Origin of the sequence: Nocardioides sp. WS12 (genome assembly GCF_014108865.1) — a bacterium.
In the GTDB taxonomy this organism is placed as follows: domain Bacteria; phylum Actinomycetota; class Actinomycetes; order Propionibacteriales; family Nocardioidaceae; genus Nocardioides.
This window is the reverse complement of sequence record NZ_CP053928.1, coordinates 2,673,286-2,697,957: the sequence shown is the minus strand read 5'-3', so window position 1 is coordinate 2,697,957 and position 24,672 is coordinate 2,673,286. Positions and strand designations below refer to the sequence as shown.

Sequence of the window (24,672 nt, the reverse complement as noted above, 5' to 3'; positions counted from 1 at the left end):
TTCAGGGCTGGTCGGTCCCGGCGACGGCGAGCCGCTCCGCACGGGTCCGACGCATCGAGCGCCGTGCGGCCAGGACCTTGCTGCGACCGTCCATCCCGGGCTGCACGCGCTGGGGCGTCAGCCGCGAACGCAGGACCGCGGCCGGGGCGATCCGGTACATCGCGGCCGGCGCCAGGCCGAGACGCGCCATGAACCGGTTGTCGTCGCGCGAAGCGTGCGGGATCGCGGCGACGACGTGCAGGATGCCGTTCTCCTCTGCGAACGCGGTCGCTGCCTCCATCAACGTGTGACCGACGCCGTGTCCGCTGAACTGCTCGACCACCCGCGGCTGGATGGCCTGGACGCACGGCTCCAGGTTGAGCGGCGTCAGCGTCGTCATCCGCAGGTGGACGGCGCCCGCGAGCTGGCCGTCGTAGTCGACGACCACCACGCGGTGCTCGGGCGAGATCAGGCAGTTCTTGATGATCTGCTCGATGTCGGCGACTTGCTCGGAGCGGTCGGCCCGTCGCACGACATCGCTCCACAACTCGGCAAGCGCCACTGCGTCCTCACGGGTCGCGCTGCGTGTCGTCAGCGAATATCGGCTCACCTGTGGCTCCTGCCTTCCTCACCCAAGACGGGAACCGCGCTGCGAACGTGCGGTCCGGGGCCCAAGAGTACGCCCCCCGGATTGCGGCCGACAGGGCAATGGTCACGATCGTGGAACAACCGCGTTTCAAGACGCTCTGGCCAGTGCGCCGACGGAAGTAAAGTCCTACAGTGCGGCCATGCACAAGTCACGACTTTCCGCCCTGGCCCTGACGACCTTTGCCGCCCTCGCGCTCGGCGCGTGCGGCTCCGACGACAGCGGCACGACCGACACCGGCGCCGACGTGGTCAAGGCCGGCACCCTCACCGTGTGCTCCGACGTCCCCTACCCGCCCTTCGAGGACTTCGACACGACCAGCGACAGCGGATTCAAGGGATACGACGTCGAGATCGTCAACGAGGTGGCCGAGCGCCTCGACCTCGACCTGGCGATCAAGGACCTGGGCTTCGACGGCCTGCAGAGCGGCCAGGCGCTCAACGCCGGCACCTGCGACCTCGTGGCGTCGGCGATGACCATCACCGACGACCGCAAGAAGAACCTCGACTTCTCCGACGGCTACTACGTCTCGAAGCAATCGCTCCTCGTCCCCGCCGACAGCAAGATCGCGGGCATCGGGGACCTCGACGGCGTCAAGATCGGCGTCCAGCAGGGCACCACCGGCAAGACGTACGCCGAAGCGAACGCCAAGGGCGCGAAGATCGTGTCCTTCCCGGGTGACGCCGAGATGTTCCAGGCCATCAAGGCCGGTCAGGTCGACGCGATCCTCCAGGACCTGCCCGTCAACCTCGACCACGCCACCGACGGCGAGTTCGAGGTCGTCGAGACCTACGAGACCGACGAGAACTACGGCCTCGCCATCAAGAAGGGCAACTCCCAGCTCGTCGAGGACGTCAATGGCGCACTGGAAGAGATGCGCAGCGACGGCACCTACGACGAGATCTACAACAAGTACTTCGAGGTCGAGTGATGACGCCGGCTCCGGCCGGATGTGCGTGACCGGGCGACGATGAAGCAGACCACCAAGGCTCGCCTCTGGCGCTACGGCGTCAACGGCGCGATCATCCTCGCCCTCATTGCGCTGACCTTCGCCGCTGACTGGGGCATCATCCGGCACAACTTCTGGAACCCGCTCGGTGTCGCGCTGTCCGACGGCAACTGGGGCGACCTGATCACGATCGGTGCCATCAACACCGTCAAGTACACCGTGATCGCCTTCGCGGGTGGTCTGGCGCTGGCGGTCGTGCTCGCCCTGATGCGGATGTCACCGATCGCGACGCTCCGCGTGATCGCGACGGCGTACGTCGAGTTCTTCCGTGGACTGCCGGCCCTGGTCGTCATCTTGTTCATGGGCTTCGGCGTGCCGATCGCGTTCCAGTGGTCGCCGCCCGGCGGGCTCGTCGGCGCCGGTCTGCTCGCCCTCATCATGGTCGCCGGCGCCTACATGGCCGAGACCCTGCGCGCCGGCATCCAGGCCGTGCCGAAGGGCCAGACGGAGGCTGCTCGATCCCTCGGCATGGGACCGATGTCCACGATGTTCAAGGTGGTCCTCCCCCAGGCCTTCCGGGTGGTGATCCCCCCGCTGACCAACGAGTTCGTGCTGCTCATCAAGGACACCGCACTGCTGTCGGTCATCGGCGCCGAGTTCGGTGACCGCGAACTCACCACGGTCGCGCGCGACTTCCAGTCCTCGGGCGTGACCGCAGGAACGGCCACCAGCCTGGTCCAGGCGGCGCTCCTCTACCTGGTCATCACCATCCCGCTCACCCAACTCGTGGCCTGGCTGGAACGCCGCCAGAGGAAGGCAACTCGATGACATCCGAGCTGTTGCCGGAGTTCACGACCCCCGCAATCGACGTGCGCGGCCTGCACAAGTCCTTCGGTAACAACGAGGTGCTCAAGGGCATCGACTTCCACGTCGATCCCGGTCAGGTGGTGTGCGTCATCGGCCCGTCCGGATCGGGCAAGTCCACGCTGCTCCGGTGCGTGAACCGGCTCGAGGAACCGACCTCGGGCGAGATCCTCATCGAGGGCATCGACATCTGCGACCCCGAGGTCGACCTGGACGACGTGCGCTCCCGAATCGGCATGGTGTTCCAGCAGTTCAACCTGTTCCCGCACCTGTCCGTGCTGAAGAACCTCACCCTCGCCCAGCGCACCGTCCGCGGCCGCAGCAAGGGCGAGGCCGTCGAGATCGCGCGCCAGAACCTCGCCAAGGTCGGGCTGTCGGAGAAGGAGACTGCCTACCCGGCGCACCTCTCCGGCGGACAACAGCAGCGCGTCGCCATCGCGCGGGCGCTCTCCATGAATCCGGACATGATGCTGTTCGACGAGCCCACCAGCGCGCTCGACCCCGAGCTCGTCGGCGACGTGCTGGCTGTGATGAAGGATCTCGCCAGCGAGGGCATGACGATGATGGTCGTGACCCACGAGATGGGCTTCGCCCGCGAAGTCGGCAACAAGCTCGTCTTCATGGACGGCGGAGTCGTCGTCGAGGAAGGCCTGCCCGCCGACGTACTGTCGAACCCGCAGCACGAGCGGACGCAGGCCTTCCTCTCGAAGGTGCTCTAGCTAGACGTCGCCACCGAGGTAGGCGGCCTTGACGGCGGGGTCGCCGGCCAGTTCCTTGCCGGTGCCCGTCCGCACGATGGAGCCCGTCTCGAGGATGTGGGCGTCGTGCGAGCGCTTGAGCGCCTGCGCAGCGTTCTGCTCGACCAGCAGCACCGTGGTGCCCTGCTGGTTGATCTCGGTGATGATCGAGAAGATCTGCTGGATCAACTTGGGCGCCAGCCCCATGGACGGCTCGTCGAGCAGCAACAGGCGCGGGCGCGACATCAGGGCGCGTCCCATCGCCAACATCTGCTGTTCGCCACCCGACATGGTGCCGGCGATCTGGTCGATCCGCTCGTCCAGGCGCGGGAACAGTCCCAGCACCCGGTCGAGGTCCTCGCGATAGGCCGCAGTCTTGCGGTCCTTGCGCGTGAACGCACCCATCTCGAGGTTCTCGCGCACCGTCATGCCGATGAAGCAGCGCCGCCCTTCCGGGGACTGGCTGATGCCCAGCTTCACCCGGTTGTAGGGCTCGATCGTGGTGATGTCCTTGCCCTCGAACCTGATGGACCCGGCCCGCACCTTCCGCAACCCCGACACCGTCTTCAGGGTCGTGGTCTTCCCGGCGCCGTTGGCGCCGATCAGGGTGGTGACGGTGCCTTCCGGCACGCCGAAACTGATGTCACGGATTGCCTCGATGTGCCCGTAGTTGACACAGAGGCCTTCGACCTCAAGAAGCATCTTCTTCGTCCACTCCCAGATAGGCGGCGATGACCGCCGGGTTGTCACGGATCTCGGACGGGCTGCCCTCGGCGATCTTGCGACCGAACTCCAGCACCACGATCCGGTCGGTCACGCCCATGACCAGACGCATGTCGTGTTCGATCAGCAGCACGGTGAAGCCCTGGTCCCGCACCTTGCGGATCAGGTCCATCAACTCGACCTTCTCGGCCGGGTTGAAGCCGGCGGCCGGCTCGTCGAGGCAGATCAGCTTCGGCCCCGTGGCCATCGCCCGCGCGATCTCCAGGCGCCGCTGGTCACCGTAGGACAGGTTGGCCGCGAGCTCATCGGCCTTGCGGTGGATGCCCATGAAGCGGAGCAACTCCATCGCGCGGTCGTGACCCTGCTTCTCCTCGCGCCGGTGCTTGGGCAACCGGAACAAGGCGGTGAGCATGCCCGTGCTGTGCTGGGCATCGGCCCCCACGAGCACGTTCTCGAGCGCCGTCATCGTCGGGAACAGCCGGATGTTCTGGAACGTCCGGGCGATCCCCTGCTTGGTGATCTGGTGCTTCTTCATCCCGACGATCGACTTGTCCTGGAACAGGATGTCGCCGCTCGTGGGTGCATAGACACCGGTGATCGCGTTGAAGCAGGTGGTCTTGCCGGCGCCGTTGGGGCCGATCAGGCCGAGGATCTCGCCCTCGTTGATGTGGAGCGAGACGTCGTCGAGAGCGGTCAGACCACCGAACTTCAACGTCAGGCTCTGGACATCCAGGATGCGTTCAGACACGGGCTGCCTCCTCTCCCTCGTCGGTTCCTTGTTCGAGCTCCTCGAGCTCTTGTTCCAGTTGCTTGGCGCGGACCGTCCGTTTCGGCGGCAGCAGGCCCTCGGGACGCAAGGTCGCGAGCAGCACGAGCGCCGCGCCGAAGGCGAGCACCCGGAAGTCGTCGAACTCCCGGAAACGCTGTGGCAGGTAGGCAACCAGGATCGCGCCCAGCAGGACGCCCCACCTGTTGCCTTGACCACCAACGACCACGGCCGCGAGGAACAGGATCGAGTAGAGCAGCAGGAACGACAACGGGTTGATGAACCCCTGGCGGCTGGCGTACAGCGCTCCGGCCAGACCACCGACAAAGGCACCGGTGGAGAAGGCCAGCAGCTTGAACTTGAAGGTGGGGACACCCATCAGCTCCGCGGCGTCCTCGTCCTCACGCGTGGCTTCCCACGCACGACCGACCCGGCTGCTCTTGATGAGGATGTCGGCGATCAGCACGATGATGACCGCGGTCAGGCCCATCCAGTAGTACGGCACCTGGTCGATGTAGCCGAACACCAGGAACTTCGTCGGGTGTTCGGTGTCGATCAGCACGGTGCCGTCGCCCCAGAGCAGGTGCGGAATCTCGAACAGGCCGGTCTTCTCGTCACCGATGTTCGGCGGCTTGGCGATGTTCTTGATGCCGCGGGCGTCGCCGAGCCATTCGAGGTTGACCGCGGTGAGGCGGATGATCTCGCCGAACCCGAGGGTCACGATGGCGAGGTAGTCACCACGGACCCGCAGCGTCGGTGCGCCGAGAATGACGCCCGAGATCATGGCTGCCACCACCGCGACCGGGATCGCGAGGAGCAACGGCCAGTTGGCGTGGAACGACGTCAGGATGCCGACCGTGTACGCGCCGATCGCGTAGAAGCCGACGTACCCGAGGTCGAGCAGGCCGGCGTAACCGACGACGATGTTCAGGCCGAGCGCCACGAGGCAGTAGATCGTGACCGTGAACAGCACGCCGCCGAAGTCGACGCCGGGTGTGGAGATGATCGGCAACTCGAGCAACGGCAATGCGTACGCGAAGAGCGCCAGCAGGATCCAGAGCAGGATCCGGACGGGCTTCGGGAGCCCGGTCAACTTGTCCTTGAAACCGATGTTCATGCTCGCGCCTTTCCGAGCGACTCGCCCAGGAGGCCGGTGGGCCGGACGAGCAGGATGAGGACCAGCAGGACGAAAGCGATCACGTCGCGCCACTCACCGCCGAACAGCGCCTGTCCCCAGTTCTCCGCGACACCGAGCACCAGGCCGCCGAGCAGAGCCCCGCGCAGGTTGCCGATGCCTCCGAGTACGGCGGCCGTGAAGGCCTTGACGCCGAGGAGGAAGCCGACGTCGTACTTGGTCGTGTCGATCTTCAGCATGTAGAGGAAGGCCGCGACGCCAGCCATCAGACCACCGATGAGGAAGGTGACCTGGATGGTGCGGGTCGGGTTCACGCCCATCAACGACGCGGTCTCGGGATCCTGCGCGGTGGCGCGGATGCCCTTGCCGAGTCGGGACCGGCGGACGAACTGGTCCAGCAGGACCATCATGCCGATGGCCGCGACGATCACGATGATGTCGATGCTGGAGATGGAGACGCCGCCGACATCGAAGCGGGGCTTCTCGAGCGTTCCGGCCATGCTGTTGTTGATGCGGGCCTTGCCGACGTACTCGCTGAGGTCGTCATCGAGGCCGAACCAGCCGGCGATCCGGTCGCGCAGGCCCATCAGCTCGGCGAGGACGAACGAGGCGCCGATCGCGGAGATCAGCGCGATCAGCCGAGGTGCGTCCCGCTCGATCAGGCGGCGATACGCCACCCGTTCGAGAGCCAGCGCAATCAACGCGGACAACGCCATCGAGGCGAACAACGCCACGATGAGGATCGCGATCAGCTTCACGCCGTTCGCGTCAGCGGCATTGAGCGCAATGACTGTCCAGAGCGTGGCGAACGTGCCGTACATGAACACTTCGGAGTGAGCGAAGTTGATCAGTTGGAGAACGCCGTAGACCATCGTGTAGCCCAGCGCGATCAGCGCGTAGATGGCACCAAACGCGAGCCCGGTGATGGTGAGCTCGGGAAGGTTGTTGAAGAAGAATTCGAAGTTCACCCAGGCCTCCTGGCCCCTGGTTGTGGACAGAGAGGCGGTCGGGGACGCAGGTCCCCGACCGCCGCACTGTCATGGTTGTGAAACAGGTTCAGCCGTCGATCACTTGATCTCGCTCTCGGGCACGATCGCGCCGCCCTTGACCGTGTACGCGTACACGTGGACGTCGGCCGGCTCACCGGTCTTGTCGAACTTCAACTGCTTGGTGATGCCCTTCTCGTCGTACTCGTTGACGAAGGTGAGCAGGTCCTCGCGGTTGTCGATGCCCGACTCGATGCCGTCGAGGAAGATGTTCGCGGCGTCGAACGCCTCAGCGGCGTAGGTGCCCGGCGCTTCGCTGAACTTCTCCTCGTAGTCCGCGGCGAACTCGGCCACGGCCGGGTCGGTGTCCGGGATGCACGGGCAGGTGATGATGGTGCCCTCAGCCGCGTCCTTCGCGTCGAGGAACGCCGGGTCCTTCACACCGTCGGCAACAACGAACTTGCCTTCGTATCCACCGTCGCGGAGCTGTCCGACCAGGATGGTCGCCTCGGCGTAGTAACCGCCGAAGAAGACCGCGTCCGGCTTCGCGTCGTTGACCTTGGTGACCGTCGTGGAGAAGTCGGTCTGGCCGGCCTGGATCGTGTCGGTGCCCTTGACTGCGTCGCCGAGGTCCTTCTCGACGATGCCGGCAAGACCGGCGCCGTACTCGGAGGCGTCATCGATGACGAAGACCGAGGCGGCCTTCAGGGTGTCCTTGATGTACTTGGCAGCGGCGGGACCCTGGGTCGCGTCGTTGCCGAGGGCACGGTGGAAGGTGTCCCAGCCGTTGGTGGACAGCCCGGGGTTGGTGCCCGACGGGGTGATCGTCGGAACGCCCGCTTCGGCGAAGATGGGGCCAGCAGCGGCCGACTCACCGGAGAACGCCGGACCCACGACACCGACGATGGACTCCTCGCCTGCGACCTCGGTGGCCAGCGACGGAGCTTCGTCCGGGCTGCCCTGCGAGTCGAACTTGACGAGCTCGACGTCGCAGTCGGCGTCGTCGTTGTACTGGTCAACAGCCAGCTCAATACCCTGGATGATCGGCTTGCCGAGACCAGCCGCCGGGCCGGTCTCCGGACCGAAGAAGGCAAGCTTGAGGTCGCAGGCCGCGTCGCTTCCGCCGCCGTCGCCGTCCTCAGTCGTGCCACATGCCGTCAGTGAAAGGCCGAGGGTCAGTACAACCGCACCGAGCCCGACTACCTTGTTACGCCTCAAGACAATCCCGCTTCCTATGTCGTTCCAGCGTGCAGCGGTCGCTGCATACGGAGGACGTGTCCTGCCGCGGGAACCTACACCCGGTTCTGGGTGGGGTGGAAGCAACTCAGCGGCTCTGAGGTCGAATCCTGATGAATCTGTTACCTGAGAGCCCCATCACACGGATTATTTACGAGGAAGTGCCGCCCGGGACACCGTGCGTGACAATTCCGTCGGCAACCTCGCGCATCGACATCCGCAGGTCCATCGCGGTCTTCTGGATCCATCGGAACGCGTCTCCCTCGGACAGCGAGAGCTGCTCCTGGAGGATCCCCTTGGCACGATCCACGGCCTTGCGGGTCTCGAGTCGTTCCTTGAGGTCGGTGACCTCACTCTCCAGCTGGGTGATCTCGGCGAAGCGGCTGACCGCCATCTCGATGGCCGGCACCAGGTCGGTCTGCGAGAACGGCTTGACGAGGTAGGACATCGCCCCGGCCTCGCGTGCCCGCTCCACCAGGTCGCGTTGCGAGAACGCCGTCAGCATCACGACCGGCGCGATCCGCTTGCCGGCAATCGCCTCCGCAGCCGCGATGCCGTCGAGCACCGGCATCTTCACGTCCAGGATGACCAGGTCGGGCCGGTGCTCCTCGGCCAGCTCGATTGCACGCTGCCCGTCGCCGGCCTGGCCGACGACGTCGTACCCCTCGTCGGCGAGCATCTCGGCAAGGTCCATCCGGATCAGGGTCTCGTCCTCGGCGATCACCACGGTGCGCTGCCGTGGGGTCGAGGGCGAAGGGGTCGCGGCGGTCTCGGTCACGAGGCAAGGCTATCGGGGCGGGGCGATGCGGCACTGCAGCGGCGTCTCGGCTACGGTTTTCGACGGTTGCCGGCCCCGGTAGTCCAACGGCAGAGACAATGTGCTCAAACCACATACAGTGTGAGTTCGAATCTCACCCGGGGCACTTGAAGTGTCGGACGCTCCGGCGAGCATCGACACCGTGCACTCGGAACACACTCGCAACCGAGCCGTGTCGCTTCGGCGGTCCGGCGCGACGTGGGCAATGGTGTCTTCGGAGCTCGGCGTCAGCGTCTCGACGTTGATCGGATGGTCCAAGGATCCCGACGCCTTTGAGCGACGTCGAGCGTCTTGCGCCCGCTGTGGTTCAGCTCGACTCCCGGCCAGCGCCTACGCCGCACTGCTCGGCTTCTACCTCGGCGACGGACACATCGCTCGCGGCCCGAGGTACTTCGCGCTGCGTGTCAGCTGTGACAACACGTACCTGTCGATCATTGAGGACGTCGCCGCATGCATGGCGGCCGTCCACCCGAACGGCCGGATCGCCCAACTCCGCCGACCGGGCTGCATCAACGTGCAGTCCACGTGGCAGCACTGGCCGTGTCTGTTCCCGCAACACGGTCCTGGCCCCAAGCACAAACGGCCGATCGTCCTCGACGACTGGCAACGCACGATCGTCGAGGACCACCCCGGACCGTTCCTGCGCGGGCTGTTCCACTCGGACGGCAGCCGCGTGAAGAACTGGGCACGCAGGCCGGTGGCGGGACAGCCCAAGACCTACGAATACCCGCGTTGGCAGTTCGTGAATGCGTCACAGGACATTCGGGAGCTCTGCTGCTGGGCGCTCGATCTCGTCGACATCCCGTGGCGTCAGTCCAACGTCCGGGTGATCAGCGTGTCCCGCCGCGAGGCCGTGGCTCGACTCGACGAGCTGATCGGCTTGAAGAGCTGACGCTCAGCGCCTTCTGTACGCCGGCGCGGCTTCGTTAATGGCGTCACCCATCCGGTGGATGCGCAGCGCGTTCGTGGAGCCGGGGATGCCGGGCGGGCTGCCGGCGACGATCACGACCAGGTCGCCTTCCTGGACGCGACCGATCTTCAGCAGCTCCTCGTCGACCTGGCGGACCATCTCGTCGGTGTGCTCGACGGTCTTGGTCTGGAAGGCTTCGACGCCCCAGGTGACAGCGAGCTGCGAACGGCAGCGCGCCTCGGGGGTGAAGGCCAACACCGGGATGGAGCTGCGCAGGCGCGCGAGGCGACGGGCCGAGTCACCGGACTGCGTGAACGCGACGACGTACTTCGCACCCACGCGCTGGGCCACCTCTTCGGCGGCCTTGGTGATCACGCCGGCACGGGTGTGCGGGTCCCATTCGATCCGTCCGAAGCGGCTGAACGTGTCGTCCACGAGCGCGTGGGACTCGGTCGCCGCAATGATCCGGGCCATCGTCTCCACCGTGTGAATGGGGTGCTCCCCCACGCCGGTCTCGCCGGACAGCATCACAGCATCGGCGCCGTCGAGCACCGCATTGGCCACATCACTGGCCTCGGCCCGGGTCGGGGCCGGGCTGGTGATCATCGACTCGAGCATCTGGGTGGCCACGATGACAGGCTTCGCGTTGCGCCGCGCCGCCACGATGATCTTCTTCTGGAGGAACGGGACTTCTTCCAGCGGGCACTCCACACCGAGGTCGCCGCGGGCCACCATGAAGGCATCGAAGGCGTCGACGACCTCGTCGAGGTTCTCGACGGCCTGGGGCTTCTCGATCTTCGCGATGATCGGGAGCATGATGCCCTCTTCACGCATGATCACCCGCACGTCTTCGGCGTCCTGCGCGTTGCGGACAAAGCTCAAGGCGATGAAGTCGACACCGAGGTGCAGCGCGAACCGCAGGTCGGTGATGTCCTTCTCCGACAGCGCTGGCACCGAGACAGCGACACCGGGGAGGTTGATCCCCTTGTTGTTGCTGACGGTCCCGGCGACCAGGACCTCGGTGATGACATCGGTGTCGGTGACCTCGACGACCCGCAGGCGCACCTTGCCGTCGTCGATCAGGATCGGGTCACCCGGTGCGACGTCCCCCGGCAGTCCCTTGTACGTCGTCCCGCTGACCTCGGCGTTGCCGTCGACGTCGCGCGTGGTGATGGTCCATCGCTGACCGCGCGCGAGCCGCACCGGCCCGCCGGAGAACCGCTCGAGGCGGATCTTCGGGCCCTGCAGGTCGGCGAGGATGCCGACGCCGTGGCCGCTGGCGTCCGAGGCCTCGCGGACCAGCCGATAGGCCTCCGCGTGCTGCTCGTGACTGCCGTGGCTCATGTTGAGGCGGGCCACGTCCATCCCGGCGTAGACCAACTCGCGGATCCGCCGTTCGGAACTGGTGGCCGGCCCCAGGGTGCACACGATCTTGGCTCTCCGCACCTGCCCACCCTAGCGGGGCCGGAGGGGCGAAAAACGCCGCATCGGCGCAAACTCCGGGTGAAGTCTGCGCCGATGCGTGTGATACGTCTCGATACGCGGTTCGCTGGTGCTCACCGCTACTCGACGACCTTGAGTCAGACGACCAGCGGTCGCGCGGTCGGCGGAATCGGCGCGGGCAACTGCGTGCTGCCGGTGAGGAACTCGTCCACACCTGCGGCGGCCGCACGGCCCTCGGCGATGGCCCACACGATCAGCGACTGGCCACGACCGGCGTCACCAGCGACGAACACACCCTCGACCGAGGTCGCGTAGTTGTTCGACCGCTTGACGTTGCCGCGCTCGTCGAGCTCGACACCGAGCTGCTCGATGAGGCCGGGCTGCTCGGGTCCGACGAAGCCCATCGCGAACAGGACGAGGTCGGCCGGGATCTCCCGCTCCGAACCCTCCTTCTCGACGAGCTTGCCGCCCTCGAAGGCGACCTCGACGATCCGCAGCGCGCGGACGTTGCCGTCCTCGTCGCCCACGAACTCCTTGGTCGACACCGAGTAGACCCGGTCACCGGCCTCTTCGTGCGCCGAGGAGATCCGGAACGTCATCGGGTACGTCGGCCACGGCTGCCCCGCGGGACGGTCGCCCGGAGGCTCCGGCAGGATCTCGAGCTGCGTGATCGACGCCGCGCCCTGGCGCACCGAGGTGCCGAGGCAGTCGGCTCCGGTGTCACCGCCACCGATGATGACGACGTGCTTGCCGTCGGCACGGATCTGGCCTTCGACGGTCTCCCCCAGCGCGACACGGTTGGCCTGCGGGAGGAACTCCATCGCCTGGTGGATGCCGTTGAACTCGCGTCCGGGCACCGGCAGGTCACGCGCAACGGTCGAGCCGATCGCGATCACGACGGCGTCGTACCGGTCCTTGAGGGCCTGTCCGGTGAGGGCGCCACTGCCGACCTCGACACCCGAACGGAACACGGTGCCCTCGCGCTTCATCTGCTCGAGGCGCTGGTCGACGTGCTTCTTCTCCATCTTGAACTCGGGGATGCCGTAGCGCAGCAGCCCACCGGGCTTGTCGGCCCGTTCGTAGACGGCGACGGTGTGACCCGCACGCGTCAACTGCTGGGCAGCGGCGAGTCCGGCCGGACCCGAGCCGACGACCGCGATCGTCTTGCCCGACAACCACTCCGGCGGCTGAGGCCGCACGAAGCCGGAGTCGAAGGCCTTGTCGATGATCGAGACCTCGATGTTCTTGATCGTCACGGCCGGCTGGTTGATACCGAGCACGCAAGCGGTCTCGCACGGGGCCGGGCAGAGGCGACCGGTGAACTCCGGGAAGTTGTTGGTCGCGTGCAGGCGCTCGATGGCGCCCTCCCAGTCGTTGCGGAACACCAGGTCGTTCCACTCGGGAATGATGTTCCCGAGGGGGCAGCCCTGGTGGCAGAACGGGATGCCGCAGTCCATGCAACGGCTGGCCTGCACGTTGATGATCGGCAGCAGTGCGCGGCCGATCCCTCCCGGGTAGACCTCGTTCCAGTCCTGGATCCGCTCCTCGACGGGACGGCGGGTCGCGACCTCACGGTCCGCCTTGAGAAAGCCCTTCGGGTCAGCCATGGAGGGCTCCCATCATCGCGTGGGCCACGCCATCCTCGTCGAGTCCCTCGGCTTCGGCCTTCGCCTTGGCTTCGAGCACGATCCGGTAGTCGCGCGGCATGACTTCGGTGAACCGCGTCAGTGCGGTGGTCCAGTCGGCGAGCAGCTCTGCGGCCACCTCCGAACCGGTCTCTTCGTGGTGGGTGCGGACGATCTGCTCAAGCTCCTCAGCGTGCGCACCGGTCACCGGGCCGAGTTCGACGAGCTCACCGTTGACGCGGTTCTGCTTGAGGTCGAGCACCCAGGCGACACCGCCCGACATGCCGGCCGCGAAGTTGCGCCCGGTCTTGCCGAGGACGACCACACGACCACCGGTCATGTACTCACACCCGTGGTCGCCGACACCTTCGGTGACGACCGTGGCGCCGGAGTTGCGCACGCAGCAGCGCTCGCCCACTCCACCACGGATGTAGATCTCGCCCGACGTGGCGCCGTACGCGATCGTGTTGCCCGCGATGATGTGCTCGTTGGCACGGAACGACGCGTTGCGGTCCGGCCGGATCGCGATCCGGCCGCCCGAGAGGCCCTTGCCGACGTAGTCGTTGGCGTCGCCCTCGAGGCGCAGCGTGATGCCCTTCGGCACGAACGCACCGAGCGACTGACCGGCCGAGCCGAGGAACGTCAGGTCGATCGTTCCGTCGGGCAGGCCTGCGCCGCCGTACTTCTTGGTGACTTCGTGGCCCAGGATCGTGCCGACGGTCCGGTTGACGTTGCGGATGCTCAGCTGAGCCCGCACCGGTTCACCGGACTCCAGCGCCGGCTGCGCCAGCGGAAGGATCTCCGTGACGTCGAGCGACCGGTCGAGACCGTGGTCCTGGGTGCCGGTGTTGCGGAGGTCCTGGTCGGGGAAGTGAGTGCCCGCGACGTCGACCTTGTGCAGGATCGGCGCCAGGTCAAGACCTGCTGCCTTCCAGTGCGTGACGGCACCGACCGTGTCGAGCGTCTGCACCTGGCCGACGGCCTCCTCGATGCTGCGGAAGCCGAGCTCGGCGAGCAGTTCGCGCACTTCCTGAGCGATGAACTCGAAGAAGTTGACGACGTACTCCGCCTTGCCGCTGAAGCGCTCGCGCAGGACCGGGTTCTGCGTCGCGACGCCCACAGGGCAGGTGTCGAGGTGGCACACGCGCATCAGGATGCAGCCCGACACCACCAGCGGAGCGGTCGCGAAACCGAACTCCTCGGCACCGAGCAGCGCGGCGATGACGACGTCACGACCGGTCTTGAGCTGGCCGTCGGTCTGCACGACGATGCGGTCGCGCAGGCCGTTGAGCAGCAGGGTCTGCTGGGCCTCGGCGAGGCCGAGCTCCCAGGGACCACCCGCGTGCTTGAGCGAGGTAAGCGGCGAAGCGCCCGTTCCGCCGTCGTGGCCGGAGATCAGGACGACATCGGCGTGCGCCTTCGACACACCTGCAGCGACCGTGCCGACGCCGACCTCGGAGACCAGCTTCACGTGGACGCGGGCCGACGGGTTGGCGTTCTTGAGGTCGTGGATCAGCTGAGCCAGGTCCTCGATCGAGTAGATGTCGTGGTGCGGCGGCGGGCTGATCAGGCCCACACCCGGCGTGGAGTGCCGGGTCTTGGCCACCCACGGGTAGACCTTGTTGCCGGGCAGCTGTCCACCCTCGCCGGGCTTGGCGCCTTGCGCCATCTTGATCTGGATGTCGTCGGCGTTGGTGAGGTACTCGCTCGTGACGCCGAAGCGACCCGAGGCGACCTGCTTGATCGAACTGCGCCGCTCGGGGTCGTAGAGACGGTCGGCGTCCTCGCCACCTTCACCGGTGTTGGACTTCGCGCCCAACCGGTTCATGGCGATGGCCAGCGTCTCGTGGGCCTCACGGGAGATCGAGCCGTACGACATGGCGCCGGTCGAGAACCGCTTCACGATCGAGGAGATCGACTCGACCTCGTCGACGGAGATCGGCGCGCGGCCGGACTCCTCGGCGTCCTTGAACCGGAACAGGCCGCGCAGCGTCATCAGCTTCTCGGACTGCTCGTCGACCGCAGCGGTGTACTGCTTGAAGATGTCGAAGCGGCCCGTACGGGTGGAGTGCTGGAGGCGGAAGACCGTCTCCGGGTTGAACAGGTGCGGCTCCCCCTCACGACGCCACTGGTACTCGCCACCGATCTCGAGCTCGCGGTGTGCGGGCGCGATGCCGGCCGGCGGGTACGCCTTGGCGTGCCGCGCAGCGACCTCCTGGGCGATGACGTCGAGCTCGATGCCGCCGAGCTTGGACGTGGTGCCCGTGAAGTAGCGGTCGACGACAGCCTGCGAGAGGCCGATGCACTCGAAGATCTGGGCACCGGTGTACGACGCAACGGTCGAGACACCGATCTTGCTCATGACCTTGAGGACACCCTTGCCGAGACCCTTGATCAGGTTCTTGACCGCCTGCTCGGGCTCCGTCTTGACGTAGTAGCCCTCACGAGCGAGGTCCTCGACGGACTCCATGGCGAGGTACGGGTTGACGGCGGCCGCGCCGTAGCCGACGAGGAGCGCCACGTGGTGGACCTCGCGGACGTCGCCGGCCTCGACCAGCAGGCCGACCTGGGTGCGGGTCTTCTCGCGGACCAGGTGGTGGTGCACCGCACCGGTGAGCAGGAGCGACGGGATCGGCGCGAGCTCGGCAGTGGAGTGACGGTCGGACAGCACGATGATGCGCGCGCCATCGGCGATCGCCTGGCTGACCTCGGCGCAGATCTCGTCGAGACGGGCGGCCATGGCCGCACCGCCACCCTCGACGGCGTACAGACCACGGGACACGTGGGTCACGAAGCCGGGGTGGTCACCGTCGCGGTTGATGTGCCGGATCTTGGCCAGGTCGTCGTTGGAGATGACCGGGAACGGCAGGGAGACCTGACGACACGAGGCCGGGCTCGGCTCCAGGACGTTCGACTCCGGGCCGATGCTGCCGTTGAGCGAGGTGACGAGCTCCTCGCGGATCGCGTCCAGCGGCGGGTTCGTGACCTGCGCGAACAGCTGGCTGAAGTAGTCGAACAGCAGCCGCGGCTTCTCACTGAGGGCTGCGATCGGGGTGTCGGTGCCCATCGAGCCGAGCGCCTCACCACCGGTGTTGGCCATCGGGGTGAGCAGGATCCGCAGTTCTTCCTCGGTGTAGCCGAAGACCTGCTGACGACGCGTCACCGAGGCGTGGGTGTGCACGATGTGCTCACGCTCGGGGATGTCGTCGAGGTGGATCATGCCGGCGTGCAGCCATTCGCCGTACGGGCGCTCGGAGGCGAGCTGGTCCTTGACCTCTTCGTCCTCGATGATCCGGTGCTCCTCGGTGTCGACGAGGAACATCCGGCCCGGCTGCAGGCGGCCCTTGCGGACCACGGTGGCCGGGTCGAGGTCGAGGACGCCGACCTCGGAAGCGAGGACGACGAGGCCGTCCTCGGTGACCCAGTAACGGGCCGGACGCAGGCCGTTGCGGTCCAGGACCGCACCGATCTGAGTGCCGTCGGTGAAGACGACACAGGCGGGGCCGTCCCAGGGCTCCATCATCGTGGAGTGGAAGCGGTAGAAGTCGCGCCGCAGCTCCGACATCTCGGTGTGGTTCTCCCACGCCTCCGGGATCATCATCAGCACGGCGTGCGGCAGGCTGCGTCCACCCATGTGTAGCAGCTCGAGCACCTCGTCGAACGATGCGGAGTCCGAGGCACCGGGGGTGCAGATCGGGAACAGGCGCTCGAGGTCGCCCGGGATCGCGTCGGAGTCGAGCAGCGCCTCGCGCGCCCGCATCCAGTTGCGGTTGCCCATGACGGTGTTGATCTCGCCGTTGTGGGCGATGAACCGGAACGGGTGCGACAGCGGCCAGCTCGGGAACGTGTTCGTCGAGAACCGCGAGTGGACGACGGCCAGGGCCGAGGCCATCCGCTCGTCGACCAGGTCGGGGAAGAAGTTGTCGAGCTGGTCGGTCGTCAACATGCCCTTGTAGGCGAGGGTGCGCGCCGACAGCGACGGGAAGTACACGTCCGTCTCACGCTCGGCCCGCTTGCGCAGGCAGAAGGCCAGCCGCTCGAGGTCGAGGCCACTGACGGGCTCGCCACCGAAGGGGTTCGCCTGCACGAAGAGCTGGCTGAACGTCGGCATGACGCTGAGCGCCATGGTGCCGAGGATCGAGGGGTTGATCGGGACCTCACGCCAGCCGAGAAGGGTCAGGCCCTCTTCAACGGCGATCTCCTCGATGCGGGCACGGGTCTTGGCGACCTGACCCTCATCGCCCGGCAGGAAGGCCGTGCCGACGGCGTACCGACCAGCGGCCGGAAGGGTGAAGCCGGCCTCGACGGCGGCGTCACGCAAGAAGGCGTCCGGAACCTGCATCAGGATGCCGGCGCCGTCGCCCGAGTTGATCTCGGCGCCGGCGGCGCCGCGGTGGTCCAGGTTGCGGAGGGCCGTGAGGGCCTTCACCACGATGTCGTGGCTGGCGATACCGGTGAGCGTCGCAACGAAAGCGACGCCGCAGGCGTCCTTTTCGTGACGCGGGTCGTAAAGACCCTCCGGCGGCGGGAACGCGTGCGTATAAGGCACCAGGGTTCTCCCGTCGACTACGTCTGTGGGCACTCCACTTGAAGGGGCCACAGAAGGTGAGGCGCAAGGGACGTCACTGGCCCACGCGGCGGAAGTCCCAGATTACCACCGTGTGAACCGCACCTGCCCAATCGTTAGTCGCTGGTGGATGCCTCGTCCGTCACATCGGAATCGTCCGTGGCCGTCTTCTCGGCCGTTGAGACGTCAGTCTCGACCTCCGAGATGCGCTCGTCGACGTACACCGATTCCTCGCGCCCGGGACGATGCCGCAGCGACCACAGGAAGTACGCCGCAGCCGCCACGAAGAGCACGATCGAGGTCCACACGTTGAAGCGGAGGCCCAGGACGTTGTCGAGCTGGACGTCGTCGATGCGGAGGTACTCGATCCAGCCACGTCCTGCCGTGTAGGCCATGACGTAGACGGCCATCACGCGGCCGTGGCCGAGGCGGTAGCGGCGCTCGAGCCAGATGATCACCGCGAACGCGGCGAGGTTCCAGAAGAACTCGTAGAGGTACGTCGGGTGGAACGTCGCCATGTCGGGCAGCGGCGTGCCCGCTTCGTAGAGCTGCTGCTCGTAGGAACTGCTGAAGTGGGCCTTGTCGATCTCCAGGCCCCAGGGCAGGTCGGTGGGCTTGCCGTAGAGCTCCTGGTTGAACCAGTTGCCCCAGCGTCCGATCGCCTGGGCGACGAGCACGCCGGGCGCCAGGGCGTCGAGCATGGGGAGCACCTTGATGCCCTTGCGCCGGGCTCCGATCCAGGCGCCCACAGCGCCGAGTGCCACGCCGCCCCAGATGCCGAGGCCGCCGTGCCAGACGTAGAGCGCCGACACCGGGTCGCCGCCCTCGCCGAAGTAGTTCTTCCAGTCGGTGGCGACGTGGTAGAGCCGGGCGCCGACCAGGCCGAAGGGGACCGCCCAGATCGCGACGTCCTGCATCTCGCCGATGGTGCCGCCGCGAGCAGCCCACCGCTTCTCGCCGATCCAGATGGCGACGACGATGCCGAGGATGATGCACAGCGCGTAGCCGCGCAGCGGGAACGGCCCGAGGTGCCAGACCCCGTTGGCCGGGCTCGGAATGGAGGCGGTGATCAGCTGGGTCAACACGTCGTTGGTCCTAGTCCTCGTCCTGGTTCAGCAGGGTGTGGATGTCGGCGGCGAACTCGGTGTTCGACGTCTCCTGGTTCCACAGTGCGATGGCCTCGTTGTTGCTGTCGATCGCGAGCGTGAAGGTCGAGTGCCCCCCGAGGTCATATCCCCCGGTGGGCAACAACTTGCCGTCGTTGACGTAGACCGCCATCGGGTCGCCGACGGCGATGATGGTGTCCAGGTCGCCGGTCAGGCCGATGAAGTCCTTGTTGAAGCGATCGAGGTATTCACGCATCACCTGGGGGGTGTCGCGCGCGGGATCGGTGGTCACGAGCACCACGTCGACCTTCTTGCGATCGGCGTCGTCGACGCGATTGAGCGCCGCCGCGATGTTGTTGAGCACCATGGGACAGAAGTCCGGGCACTCGGTGTAACCGAAGAACACGAGCGTGAGCGGCTTGTCGGTGTCCGCGGCGAGCGAGTACGGCTCGCCGGCGGTGTCGGTGAGCTCGATGTCGGGAGCGGCATAGGGATTCTCGAGCCGGGTCCCGGTGAACTCCTCCGGGCTGCTCCCGCAGGCCGTGCCCACGAGCCCCAGGGCCATCAGCAGTACGACGAGGCGGAACGTCCTACGCACGCACGCCCCCGGCCACGCCGTTCGCCAGGTCCTCGGTGAGGGCCGAGAGGGCGGCCAGTCCGGCCGCGCGGTCGCCGGCGTTGTCCAGCAGGACGCGGACGAAGGCCGAGCCGACGATCACGCCGTCGGCGTACGACGCCACCTCGGCGGCCTGCGCGCCGTTGCTCACGCCCAGGCCGACCCCGACGGGGAGGCTCGTGGACGCCTTGGTCCGCGCGACGAGGGGGCCCGCGAGGTCACTCGTCGATGTCCGGGCACCGGTGACGCCCATGACGGCCGTCGCGTAGACGAAGCCGCGACAGGCGGCCGTCGTCATGGCGATCCGCTCGTCGGTGGACGAAGGGGCGACGAGGAACACCTTGTCGAGGTCGTGCTGGTCCGCGGCCGCGATCCACTCGGGTGCGAAGTCGGGCGTCAGGTCGGGGGTGATCAGACCAGCCCCGCCAGCACTGGCGAGATCGCGCGCGAACCGCTCGACGCCGTACCGCTCGACGGGGTTCCAGTAGGTCATCACCAGGGTGGGCGTGCCCGTGGCGGCGACGGCCTCGACGGTGCGGAGCACGTCGGTGGTGCGCACACCGCCCTCGAGGGCCTGCTGGGCGGCGGCCTGGATCGTCGGGCCGTCCATCACCGGGTCGCTGTAGGGCAGGCCGATCTCGATGACGTCACAGCCGGCGTCGACCATCGCCTTGAGCGCGGCAATGCTGCCGTCGACGTCGGGGTAGCCGGCCGGGAGGTAACCGACGAGCGCGGCCCGGTTCTCGGCGCGGGCGAAGGCGAAGGCCTCGCTACTGCTGGTCACTTCGCTTCTCCTGCGGTGCCGAGGTTGAAGTACTCCAGGGCGGTGCCCATGTCCTTGTCGCCACGACCGGACAGGTTGATGAGCAGGGTCTCGCCCTGGCGTTCCTTCGCGATCTTGAGCGTGCCCGCGACGGCGTGCGCCGACTCGATCGCCGGAATGATCCCCTCGGTGCGAGCGAGCAGGGACATCGCGTCCATCGCCTCCGCATCGGTCACCGGGAGGTACGTCGCCCGGCGGGCCTCGGCCAGCGCGGCATGCTGCGGCCCGACCCCGGGGTAGTCCAGGCCGGCCGAGATCGAGTGCGACTCGATGGTCTGGCCGTCCTCGTCCTGAAGCACGAAGGTCCGCGCACCGTGCAGCACCCCGATGGAGCCAGCGAAGATTGTCGCAGCGTGCCGTCCGGTCTCCACGCCGTCGCCCCCGGCCTCGAAGCCGTAGATGTCCACGTCGGCGTCATCGAGGAAGCCGGCGAACAGGCCGATCGCGTTGGATCCGCCACCGACGCAGGCGGTGATCGCGTCGGGCAGGCCGCCCGTCAGGTCCAGGCACTGCTGGCGCGCTTCGTCGCCGATTCCACGCACGAACGACAGCACCAGGCTGGGGAACGGGTGCGGACCCGCGGCGGTGCCGAAGAGGTAGGCGGTGTGGTCGACGCTGGCGACCCAGTCGCGCAGCGCCTCGTTGATCGCGTCCTTGAGGGTGCGCGAACCGCTCTTCACCGGGATGACCTCGGCGCCGAGCAGCTGCATGCGGGCGACGTTGAGCGCCTGGCGCTCCGTGTCGACCTCACCCATGTAGACGGTGCAGTCCAGGCCGAGGTACGCAGCGGCGGTAGCCGAGGCGACGCCGTGCTGCCCCGCGCCGGTCTCGGCGATCACGCGCGTCTTGCCCATCCGCTTGGTCAGCAGGGCCTGGCCCAGGACGTTGCGGATCTTGTGCGCGCCGGTGTGGTTGAGGTCCTCGCGCTTGAGCAGGATCCGGGCGCCCGCGTGCTCCGAGAGCCGGTGGGCGTCGTACAACATGCTCGGCACGCCGGCGTAGTTGGTCAGCAGGCCCTCGAACTCCGCGACGAAGGTCGGGTCGACCATCGCCTTCTGCCAGGCGATGTCCAGTTCGTCCAGTGCTGCGATCAGTGCCTCGGGCATGAAGCGGCCGCCGAAGGCGCCCGCTCCCCCGAACCAGCCGAAGTCATCGGCGCCGTACGTGCTCATCCAGCAATCCCCGTCATCTGCAGGCCTGTCATCTCAGCGACCGCCTCACGCGGCGCACCGTTCTTCACCAGGGCCTCGCCCACGAGCACCGCGCGGGCGCCTTCGTCGACGAAACGCTGGACGTCTTGCGCGCCGGTGATGCCGGACTCCGCCACGAGCACCCGGTCGGCCGGCACGTGCGGCGCGAGGCGCCCGAAGGTGTCGGGGTCGACGGCGAGCGTCTTGAGGTTGCGGGCATTGACGCCGATCAGTTCGGCGCCGAGGTCAACGGCCCGCGCCGTCTCGATCTCGTCGTGCACCTCGACGAGCACGGTCAGTCCGAGCTCGCGGGCGTAGTCGTGGAGGCGGGACAGCATCTCGCCGGGCAACGAAGCCACGATCAGCAGCGCCAGGTCGGCGCCCGCCGCCCGCGCCTCGAGGAGCTGGTACTCCGTGACGATGAAATCCTTGCGGAGGATCGGGGTGTTGACCGCGGCCCGTACGGCCCGCAGGTCGGCAAGGCTGCCGTTGAAACGGCGCTGCTCCGTGAGCACGCTGATCGCGGCGGCACCGCCGGCGGCGTACTCCCGGGCCAGCGCAGCGGGATCGGCGATCTCGGCCAGCTCGCCCTTGCTCGGGCTCTTGCGCTTGACCTCGGCGATCACGCTCGAACCCGCGCCACGCAGATGGGGCATCGGGTCGCGCGGTGCATCGACATCGGCAAGAGCGGCGCGGAGATCGGCTTCCGACACGGACGCCTGACGGACCGCGAGGTCCTCGAGCACTCCGGCGACGATCCCGTCGAGCACCGTGGGCTGGGAGGCCTGGGGGGCCGACATGTCGCCTCCGTTGAGTCGGTGAGACCTCGGGCGGCTCTCGCCCAAGGGGTGTGTCGAGTGTGTCACGCGGCCCTCAACGCCCCACACACAGTCCGACCATTGTTCCGCCTCGACAGCGTCGCCCGAACGGCGCCGGCGTTCCGTGCGCAGGTGACCTGCGATTGCCCTAGCCTCGGCTCGTGAGTGACGCCTACCCGCCGCCGGAGGAACCGTCCGGCCCGTACCCGCCGTACCAACAGCCCTACCAGCCGGGGTTCCAGCAGCCGTTTCCGCCTCCGTACGGCGCGCCGGCACCCTACGGGTACGCGATGGTTCCGGGGTACGGCGTCGACCCGGTCACCGGTCAGCCGATGTCCGACAAGTCGAAACTCGCCGCCGGCCTGCTGAACCTGCTGCTCCCCTTCGTCGGCGTCTGTGGCGTCGGGCGCCTGTACCAGGGGCAGATCGGAATCGGCCTGACGCAGTTGCTCGGATCGCTCATCAGTTGGGTACTGCTCTGCGCGATCATCGGATTCGTCACCCTGCCGGCCTTCTGCCTGTGGTCGATCATCGACGGGATCGTGCTCCTGACCGGCCGCCCGACGGACCAGCACGGGCGCCTGCTGCGGTAGATCGACGCGGCCGTTAGGGTTCCCACCACAGCCCGACCCTCGGCCGTACCCATGAAAGGCAGACACGTGAGCTACAACGAACCGCCCTACGGAACTCCCCCGCCCCCGCCCGGTGGTGGCTACGGTGGCCCCGGCCAGCCCTACGGCCAGCCTGCCTTCGGCGCCGGCGGCGGACAGCCCACCCAGACCTCGGTGCTGGCGATCGTCTCGCTCGTCACCGGCATCCTCGGCCTGCTCTGCTGCACGTACTTCGTGCTCGGCATCGCCGCAACGGTCACCGGCTTCCTCGCGAAGAAGGAGATCGACGAAGGCAAGAAGACCGGCAAGGGCCTGGCCATCGCCGGCCTGAGCCTCGGTATCGCGAGCATCGTCATCGGTGTGATCGTCTGGATCCTGATCATCGCGACCGACAGCTTCTCCGGAAGCCTCTACAGCGACTTCTGAGGTCTCTCTTCACCACGCACCATCACGGCGGGGTTCAGGTGAGCGCTACGGCGCGAGCCAGGACCCCGCCGTTGTGTTGCGCAGGATCGTGAAGATCGCAGCAGAGACGGCCAGGGCCAGCCCCGCGTTGCGCAGCCAGCGATCCGACGGGTCCCAGCCACGGCCGGACCAGCGCCCCGAGGTCCAGAGCCAGAAGATGTAGCCCAGCACCGGGATCGACAAGAGGAACAGCAAGTTGCTGCTGGCCGCGTCAGCGATCCGGAAGTTGCCGAGGTCGTTGACGGCACGCAGACCGCCACAGCCCGGGCAGTGGATCCCGAGCGCCGCGAGGGGGCACATGCCCCAGGACCCCTGCTCGTGCGGATCCCGCATGTGCAGCGCCGTCACCGCAGCGGCGAGGCCACCGGCGACGAGAACAGGCGGCACCATCCGGCGCCAGCGAGCCTGCCCGCTGGTGAGGACCGGAGGCGCCGTGAGCGTCATACGCTCAGTGGCTCGACTCGTGCAGGCCCATCTTGACCAGCACGAAGAACAGTGGCAGGGCGGCGACCGCGATGACGGTGCCGACCCAGAAGAGCGGCCAGTTCAGCGGCGTCACGGACATGCCCACGGCACCGATCGTGAATCCCACGAGGGAGACCAGGACCGCAGTCCAGGCTGCCGGGGTGTTGCCGTGATCGTCGGCCATGTGGAGTCTCCTCGTTTCGGGATTGCTGGTGTTCCGGATTGCTGGTGGAACGCGACGATTCTAGGGGGTCACGCGTCCGTCGGGTCGGTGCCCTCGTCCAGTGACTTCCACAAGTCGATGTTCGTCTGCTCCTCGGGGTCACTGGCCGCCGGCACGTGATCGGTTCCGGGAGCGTCGTACCGCGTGCCCATCTCGGGCCACGAACCCACGTATCGAACGGCCACCACGGCAGCGATCAGGGCGAGGAGGGCAGAGGCCAGCGCGACCCACAACCACGGGCTGCGCTCAAGCGGCACCGTCGCACCACCGAGACCGAGTCGAGTGCTCAGGTCGGCCGCCGCGTCGTCGTCCTGGACGAACCCGCCGATGACCACCACCGCGAGGATCCCTGCGGCGGCCACCGCCGCAAGGGCGGCCACGATCCGTCGTACGACGCCCCGGGTGACCAGCAGCACGCCCCAGCACGCGAGGGCGACCAGTGCCAGTGCACCGGCGAGCGGGAACTCGACGACGCTGTCGTCCTGTCCCGTGAAGCCGACCAGCCCGGCCGTCTTGAGGAACTCGTCGGGAACGGCGAGCAGCGCCCGATGACCGGCCACCGCAGCGAAACCGCTGCCGGCCAGGCCGAGCAGGACCGTCGGCCCGAACGTCTTGCGCAGGTCGTGGTCAGGCACTGAGCAACCCGTCGTCGAAGCAGGTGCGGGCGCCCGTGTGGCAGGCGACGCCCACCTGGTCGACCTTGAGCAGGAGGGTGTCGCCGTCGCAGTCGAGGCGCACCTCGTGCACGTGCTGCGGGTTGCCCGAGGTCTCGCCCTTGACCCAGTACTCGTTGCGCGAACGGCTCCAGTACGTCGCCCGGCCGGTCGTGAGCGTGCGGTGCAGCGCCTCGTTGTCCATCCACGCCATCATCAACACCTCGCCGGTGTCGTACTGCTGCACGATCGCAGGCACCAGGCCGTCGTCGGTGCGCTTCAGGCGGTCGGCAATCGCCGGGTCGAGGGAGGTCACGGC

Annotated in this window: 25 protein-coding genes and 1 tRNA gene; 7 read left to right on the top strand and 19 right to left on the bottom strand. The window is 67.5% G+C overall.

Going from position 1 to position 24,672, the window contains the following annotated elements; all coding sequences use genetic code 11:
• Position 1 precedes the first annotated feature (1 nt).
• Entirely contained in the window at positions 2 to 589 is a 588-nt protein-coding gene (locus HRC28_RS13110; RefSeq protein WP_182375956.1) for a GNAT family N-acetyltransferase, read from the bottom strand.
• 178 nt (positions 590 to 767) lie between these two features.
• On the opposite strand from HRC28_RS13110, the gene HRC28_RS13105 reads away from it, so the two are divergent.
• The 3 genes from HRC28_RS13105 to HRC28_RS13095 are packed head-to-tail and all read left to right on the top strand — an operon-like array spanning position 768 to position 3,157.
• Positions 768 to 1,556, top strand: a complete 789-nt coding sequence (locus HRC28_RS13105) for an ABC transporter substrate-binding protein (protein WP_182375955.1) — start codon at positions 768 to 770, stop codon at positions 1,554 to 1,556.
• Positions 1,557 to 1,595: 39 nt separating this feature from the next.
• Positions 1,596 to 2,402: an amino acid ABC transporter permease gene (locus tag HRC28_RS13100; protein WP_182375954.1), complete on the top strand. Its 807-nt coding sequence runs from the start codon at positions 1,596 to 1,598 to the stop codon at positions 2,400 to 2,402.
• Entirely contained in the window at positions 2,399 to 3,157 is a 759-nt protein-coding gene (locus HRC28_RS13095) for an amino acid ABC transporter ATP-binding protein (RefSeq protein ID WP_182375953.1), read from the top strand. Before HRC28_RS13100 ends, HRC28_RS13095 begins: the two co-directional genes overlap by 4 nt.
• Here the strand turns inward: HRC28_RS13095 and HRC28_RS13090 are convergent, their stop codons facing one another.
• From HRC28_RS13090 to HRC28_RS13065, 6 genes are all read right to left on the bottom strand, one after another.
• On the bottom strand, positions 3,158 to 3,877 hold the full coding sequence (locus HRC28_RS13090; RefSeq protein WP_182375952.1) for an ABC transporter ATP-binding protein: 720 nt from the start codon (positions 3,875 to 3,877) through the stop codon (positions 3,158 to 3,160). It lies immediately after the preceding gene.
• On the bottom strand, positions 3,867 to 4,646 hold the full coding sequence (locus HRC28_RS13085) for an ABC transporter ATP-binding protein (RefSeq protein ID WP_182375951.1): 780 nt from the start codon (positions 4,644 to 4,646) through the stop codon (positions 3,867 to 3,869). The genes HRC28_RS13090 and HRC28_RS13085 overlap by 11 nt, the downstream gene beginning before the upstream one ends.
• Positions 4,639 to 5,781, bottom strand: coding sequence for a branched-chain amino acid ABC transporter permease (locus tag HRC28_RS13080; protein ID WP_182375950.1), 1,143 nt, complete (start codon positions 5,779 to 5,781; stop codon positions 4,639 to 4,641). The genes HRC28_RS13085 and HRC28_RS13080 overlap by 8 nt, the downstream gene beginning before the upstream one ends.
• Positions 5,778 to 6,767 (bottom strand): branched-chain amino acid ABC transporter permease, encoded by a 990-nt coding sequence (locus HRC28_RS13075; protein ID WP_182375949.1) that lies wholly within the window; start codon positions 6,765 to 6,767, stop codon positions 5,778 to 5,780. The genes HRC28_RS13080 and HRC28_RS13075 overlap by 4 nt, the downstream gene beginning before the upstream one ends.
• A gap of 99 nt (positions 6,768 to 6,866) precedes the next feature.
• On the bottom strand, positions 6,867 to 8,003 hold the full coding sequence (locus tag HRC28_RS13070) for a branched-chain amino acid ABC transporter substrate-binding protein (protein ID WP_182375948.1): 1,137 nt from the start codon (positions 8,001 to 8,003) through the stop codon (positions 6,867 to 6,869).
• Positions 8,004 to 8,172: 169 nt separating this feature from the next.
• Positions 8,173 to 8,799: a response regulator gene (locus tag HRC28_RS13065; RefSeq protein WP_182375947.1), complete on the bottom strand. Its 627-nt coding sequence runs from the start codon at positions 8,797 to 8,799 to the stop codon at positions 8,173 to 8,175.
• A 72-nt stretch (positions 8,800 to 8,871) separates the two neighbouring features.
• Here HRC28_RS13065 and HRC28_RS13060 point away from each other — a divergent pair.
• A tRNA-Leu gene (locus HRC28_RS13060) sits at positions 8,872 to 8,944 on the top strand.
• A gap of 99 nt (positions 8,945 to 9,043) precedes the next feature.
• The gene (locus HRC28_RS13055) at positions 9,044 to 9,730 is read left to right on the top strand and encodes a transcriptional regulator (RefSeq protein WP_237111470.1); all 687 of its coding nucleotides are present in this window, start codon (positions 9,044 to 9,046) and stop codon (positions 9,728 to 9,730) included.
• A gap of 3 nt (positions 9,731 to 9,733) precedes the next feature.
• Here HRC28_RS13055 and pyk read toward each other — a convergent pair whose 3' ends face one another.
• The 8 genes from pyk to trpC form a co-directional block, all read right to left on the bottom strand.
• Entirely contained in the window at positions 9,734 to 11,194 is a 1,461-nt protein-coding gene (pyk, locus tag HRC28_RS13050) for a pyruvate kinase (RefSeq protein WP_182375945.1), read from the bottom strand.
• 134 nt (positions 11,195 to 11,328) lie between these two features.
• Positions 11,329 to 12,798, bottom strand: coding sequence for a glutamate synthase subunit beta (locus HRC28_RS13045; protein ID WP_182375944.1), 1,470 nt, complete (start codon positions 12,796 to 12,798; stop codon positions 11,329 to 11,331).
• Positions 12,791 to 17,365, bottom strand: a complete 4,575-nt coding sequence (gene gltB / locus HRC28_RS13040) for a glutamate synthase large subunit (RefSeq protein ID WP_182375943.1) — start codon at positions 17,363 to 17,365, stop codon at positions 12,791 to 12,793. Before gltB ends, HRC28_RS13045 begins: the two co-directional genes overlap by 8 nt.
• 134 nt (positions 17,366 to 17,499) lie before the next feature.
• Positions 17,500 to 18,468, bottom strand: a complete 969-nt coding sequence (lgt, locus tag HRC28_RS13035; protein ID WP_237111469.1) for a prolipoprotein diacylglyceryl transferase — start codon at positions 18,466 to 18,468, stop codon at positions 17,500 to 17,502.
• A 10-nt stretch (positions 18,469 to 18,478) separates the two neighbouring features.
• The gene (locus tag HRC28_RS13030; RefSeq protein ID WP_237111468.1) at positions 18,479 to 19,087 is read right to left on the bottom strand and encodes an SCO family protein; all 609 of its coding nucleotides are present in this window, start codon (positions 19,085 to 19,087) and stop codon (positions 18,479 to 18,481) included.
• A complete protein-coding gene (gene trpA, locus HRC28_RS13025; protein ID WP_182375942.1) occupies positions 19,080 to 19,889 on the bottom strand; it encodes a tryptophan synthase subunit alpha in 810 nt (269 codons plus the stop codon). The genes HRC28_RS13030 and trpA overlap by 8 nt, the downstream gene beginning before the upstream one ends.
• Complete coding sequence (trpB, locus tag HRC28_RS13020) at positions 19,886 to 21,100, bottom strand: tryptophan synthase subunit beta (protein ID WP_182375941.1); 1,215 nt, start codon at positions 21,098 to 21,100, stop codon at positions 19,886 to 19,888. Before trpB ends, trpA begins: the two co-directional genes overlap by 4 nt.
• Positions 21,097 to 21,918 (bottom strand): indole-3-glycerol phosphate synthase TrpC, encoded by an 822-nt coding sequence (gene trpC / locus HRC28_RS13015; RefSeq protein ID WP_182375940.1) that lies wholly within the window; start codon positions 21,916 to 21,918, stop codon positions 21,097 to 21,099. The genes trpB and trpC overlap by 4 nt, the downstream gene beginning before the upstream one ends.
• A gap of 179 nt (positions 21,919 to 22,097) precedes the next feature.
• Here trpC and HRC28_RS13010 point away from each other — a divergent pair, with 179 nt between their 5' ends.
• Both HRC28_RS13010 and HRC28_RS13005 read left to right on the top strand, forming a co-directional pair.
• The gene (locus HRC28_RS13010; RefSeq protein WP_182375939.1) at positions 22,098 to 22,529 is read left to right on the top strand and encodes a TM2 domain-containing protein; all 432 of its coding nucleotides are present in this window, start codon (positions 22,098 to 22,100) and stop codon (positions 22,527 to 22,529) included.
• 66 nt (positions 22,530 to 22,595) lie between these two features.
• Positions 22,596 to 22,973 carry a DUF4190 domain-containing protein gene (locus HRC28_RS13005; protein WP_182375938.1) on the top strand — a complete coding sequence of 126 codons (378 nt, stop codon included), beginning with the start codon at positions 22,596 to 22,598 and terminating at the stop codon, positions 22,971 to 22,973.
• A 45-nt stretch (positions 22,974 to 23,018) separates the two neighbouring features.
• Here the strand turns inward: HRC28_RS13005 and HRC28_RS13000 are convergent, their stop codons facing one another.
• From HRC28_RS13000 to hisI, 4 genes are all read right to left on the bottom strand, one after another.
• Positions 23,019 to 23,456, bottom strand: a complete 438-nt coding sequence (locus tag HRC28_RS13000; RefSeq protein WP_202033073.1) for a DUF2752 domain-containing protein — start codon at positions 23,454 to 23,456, stop codon at positions 23,019 to 23,021.
• A gap of 4 nt (positions 23,457 to 23,460) precedes the next feature.
• On the bottom strand, positions 23,461 to 23,661 hold the full coding sequence (locus HRC28_RS12995; protein ID WP_056705935.1) for an HGxxPAAW family protein: 201 nt from the start codon (positions 23,659 to 23,661) through the stop codon (positions 23,461 to 23,463).
• Positions 23,662 to 23,729: 68 nt separating this feature from the next.
• Positions 23,730 to 24,335: a Trp biosynthesis-associated membrane protein gene (locus HRC28_RS12990; RefSeq protein WP_182375937.1), complete on the bottom strand. Its 606-nt coding sequence runs from the start codon at positions 24,333 to 24,335 to the stop codon at positions 23,730 to 23,732.
• On the bottom strand, positions 24,328 to 24,669 hold the full coding sequence (gene hisI, locus HRC28_RS12985) for a phosphoribosyl-AMP cyclohydrolase (RefSeq protein WP_237111467.1): 342 nt from the start codon (positions 24,667 to 24,669) through the stop codon (positions 24,328 to 24,330). Before hisI ends, HRC28_RS12990 begins: the two co-directional genes overlap by 8 nt.
• Positions 24,670 to 24,672: the final 3 nt, after the last annotated feature.

Coding starts and splice junctions, on each gene's coding strand:
- HRC28_RS13045 (WP_182375944.1), bottom strand. CDS start 12,798: ATGGCTGACCCGAAGGGCTTTCTCAAGGCGGACCGTGAGGTCGCGACC.
- HRC28_RS12995 (WP_056705935.1), bottom strand. CDS start 23,661: ATGGCCGACGATCACGGCAACACCCCGGCAGCCTGGACTGCGGTCCTG.
- HRC28_RS13090 (WP_182375952.1), bottom strand. CDS start 3,877: ATGCTTCTTGAGGTCGAAGGCCTCTGTGTCAACTACGGGCACATCGAG.
- HRC28_RS13000 (WP_202033073.1), bottom strand. CDS start 23,456: ATGACGCTCACGGCGCCTCCGGTCCTCACCAGCGGGCAGGCTCGCTGG.
- trpC (WP_182375940.1), bottom strand. CDS start 21,918: ATGTCGGCCCCCCAGGCCTCCCAGCCCACGGTGCTCGACGGGATCGTC.
- HRC28_RS13055 (WP_237111470.1), top strand. CDS start 9,044: ATGGTGTCTTCGGAGCTCGGCGTCAGCGTCTCGACGTTGATCGGATGG.
- HRC28_RS13095 (WP_182375953.1), top strand. CDS start 2,399: ATGACATCCGAGCTGTTGCCGGAGTTCACGACCCCCGCAATCGACGTG.
- HRC28_RS13100 (WP_182375954.1), top strand. CDS start 1,596: ATGAAGCAGACCACCAAGGCTCGCCTCTGGCGCTACGGCGTCAACGGC.
- HRC28_RS13080 (WP_182375950.1), bottom strand. CDS start 5,781: ATGAACATCGGTTTCAAGGACAAGTTGACCGGGCTCCCGAAGCCCGTC.
- HRC28_RS13105 (WP_182375955.1), top strand. CDS start 768: ATGCACAAGTCACGACTTTCCGCCCTGGCCCTGACGACCTTTGCCGCC.
- trpB (WP_182375941.1), bottom strand. CDS start 21,100: ATGAGCACGTACGGCGCCGATGACTTCGGCTGGTTCGGGGGAGCGGGC.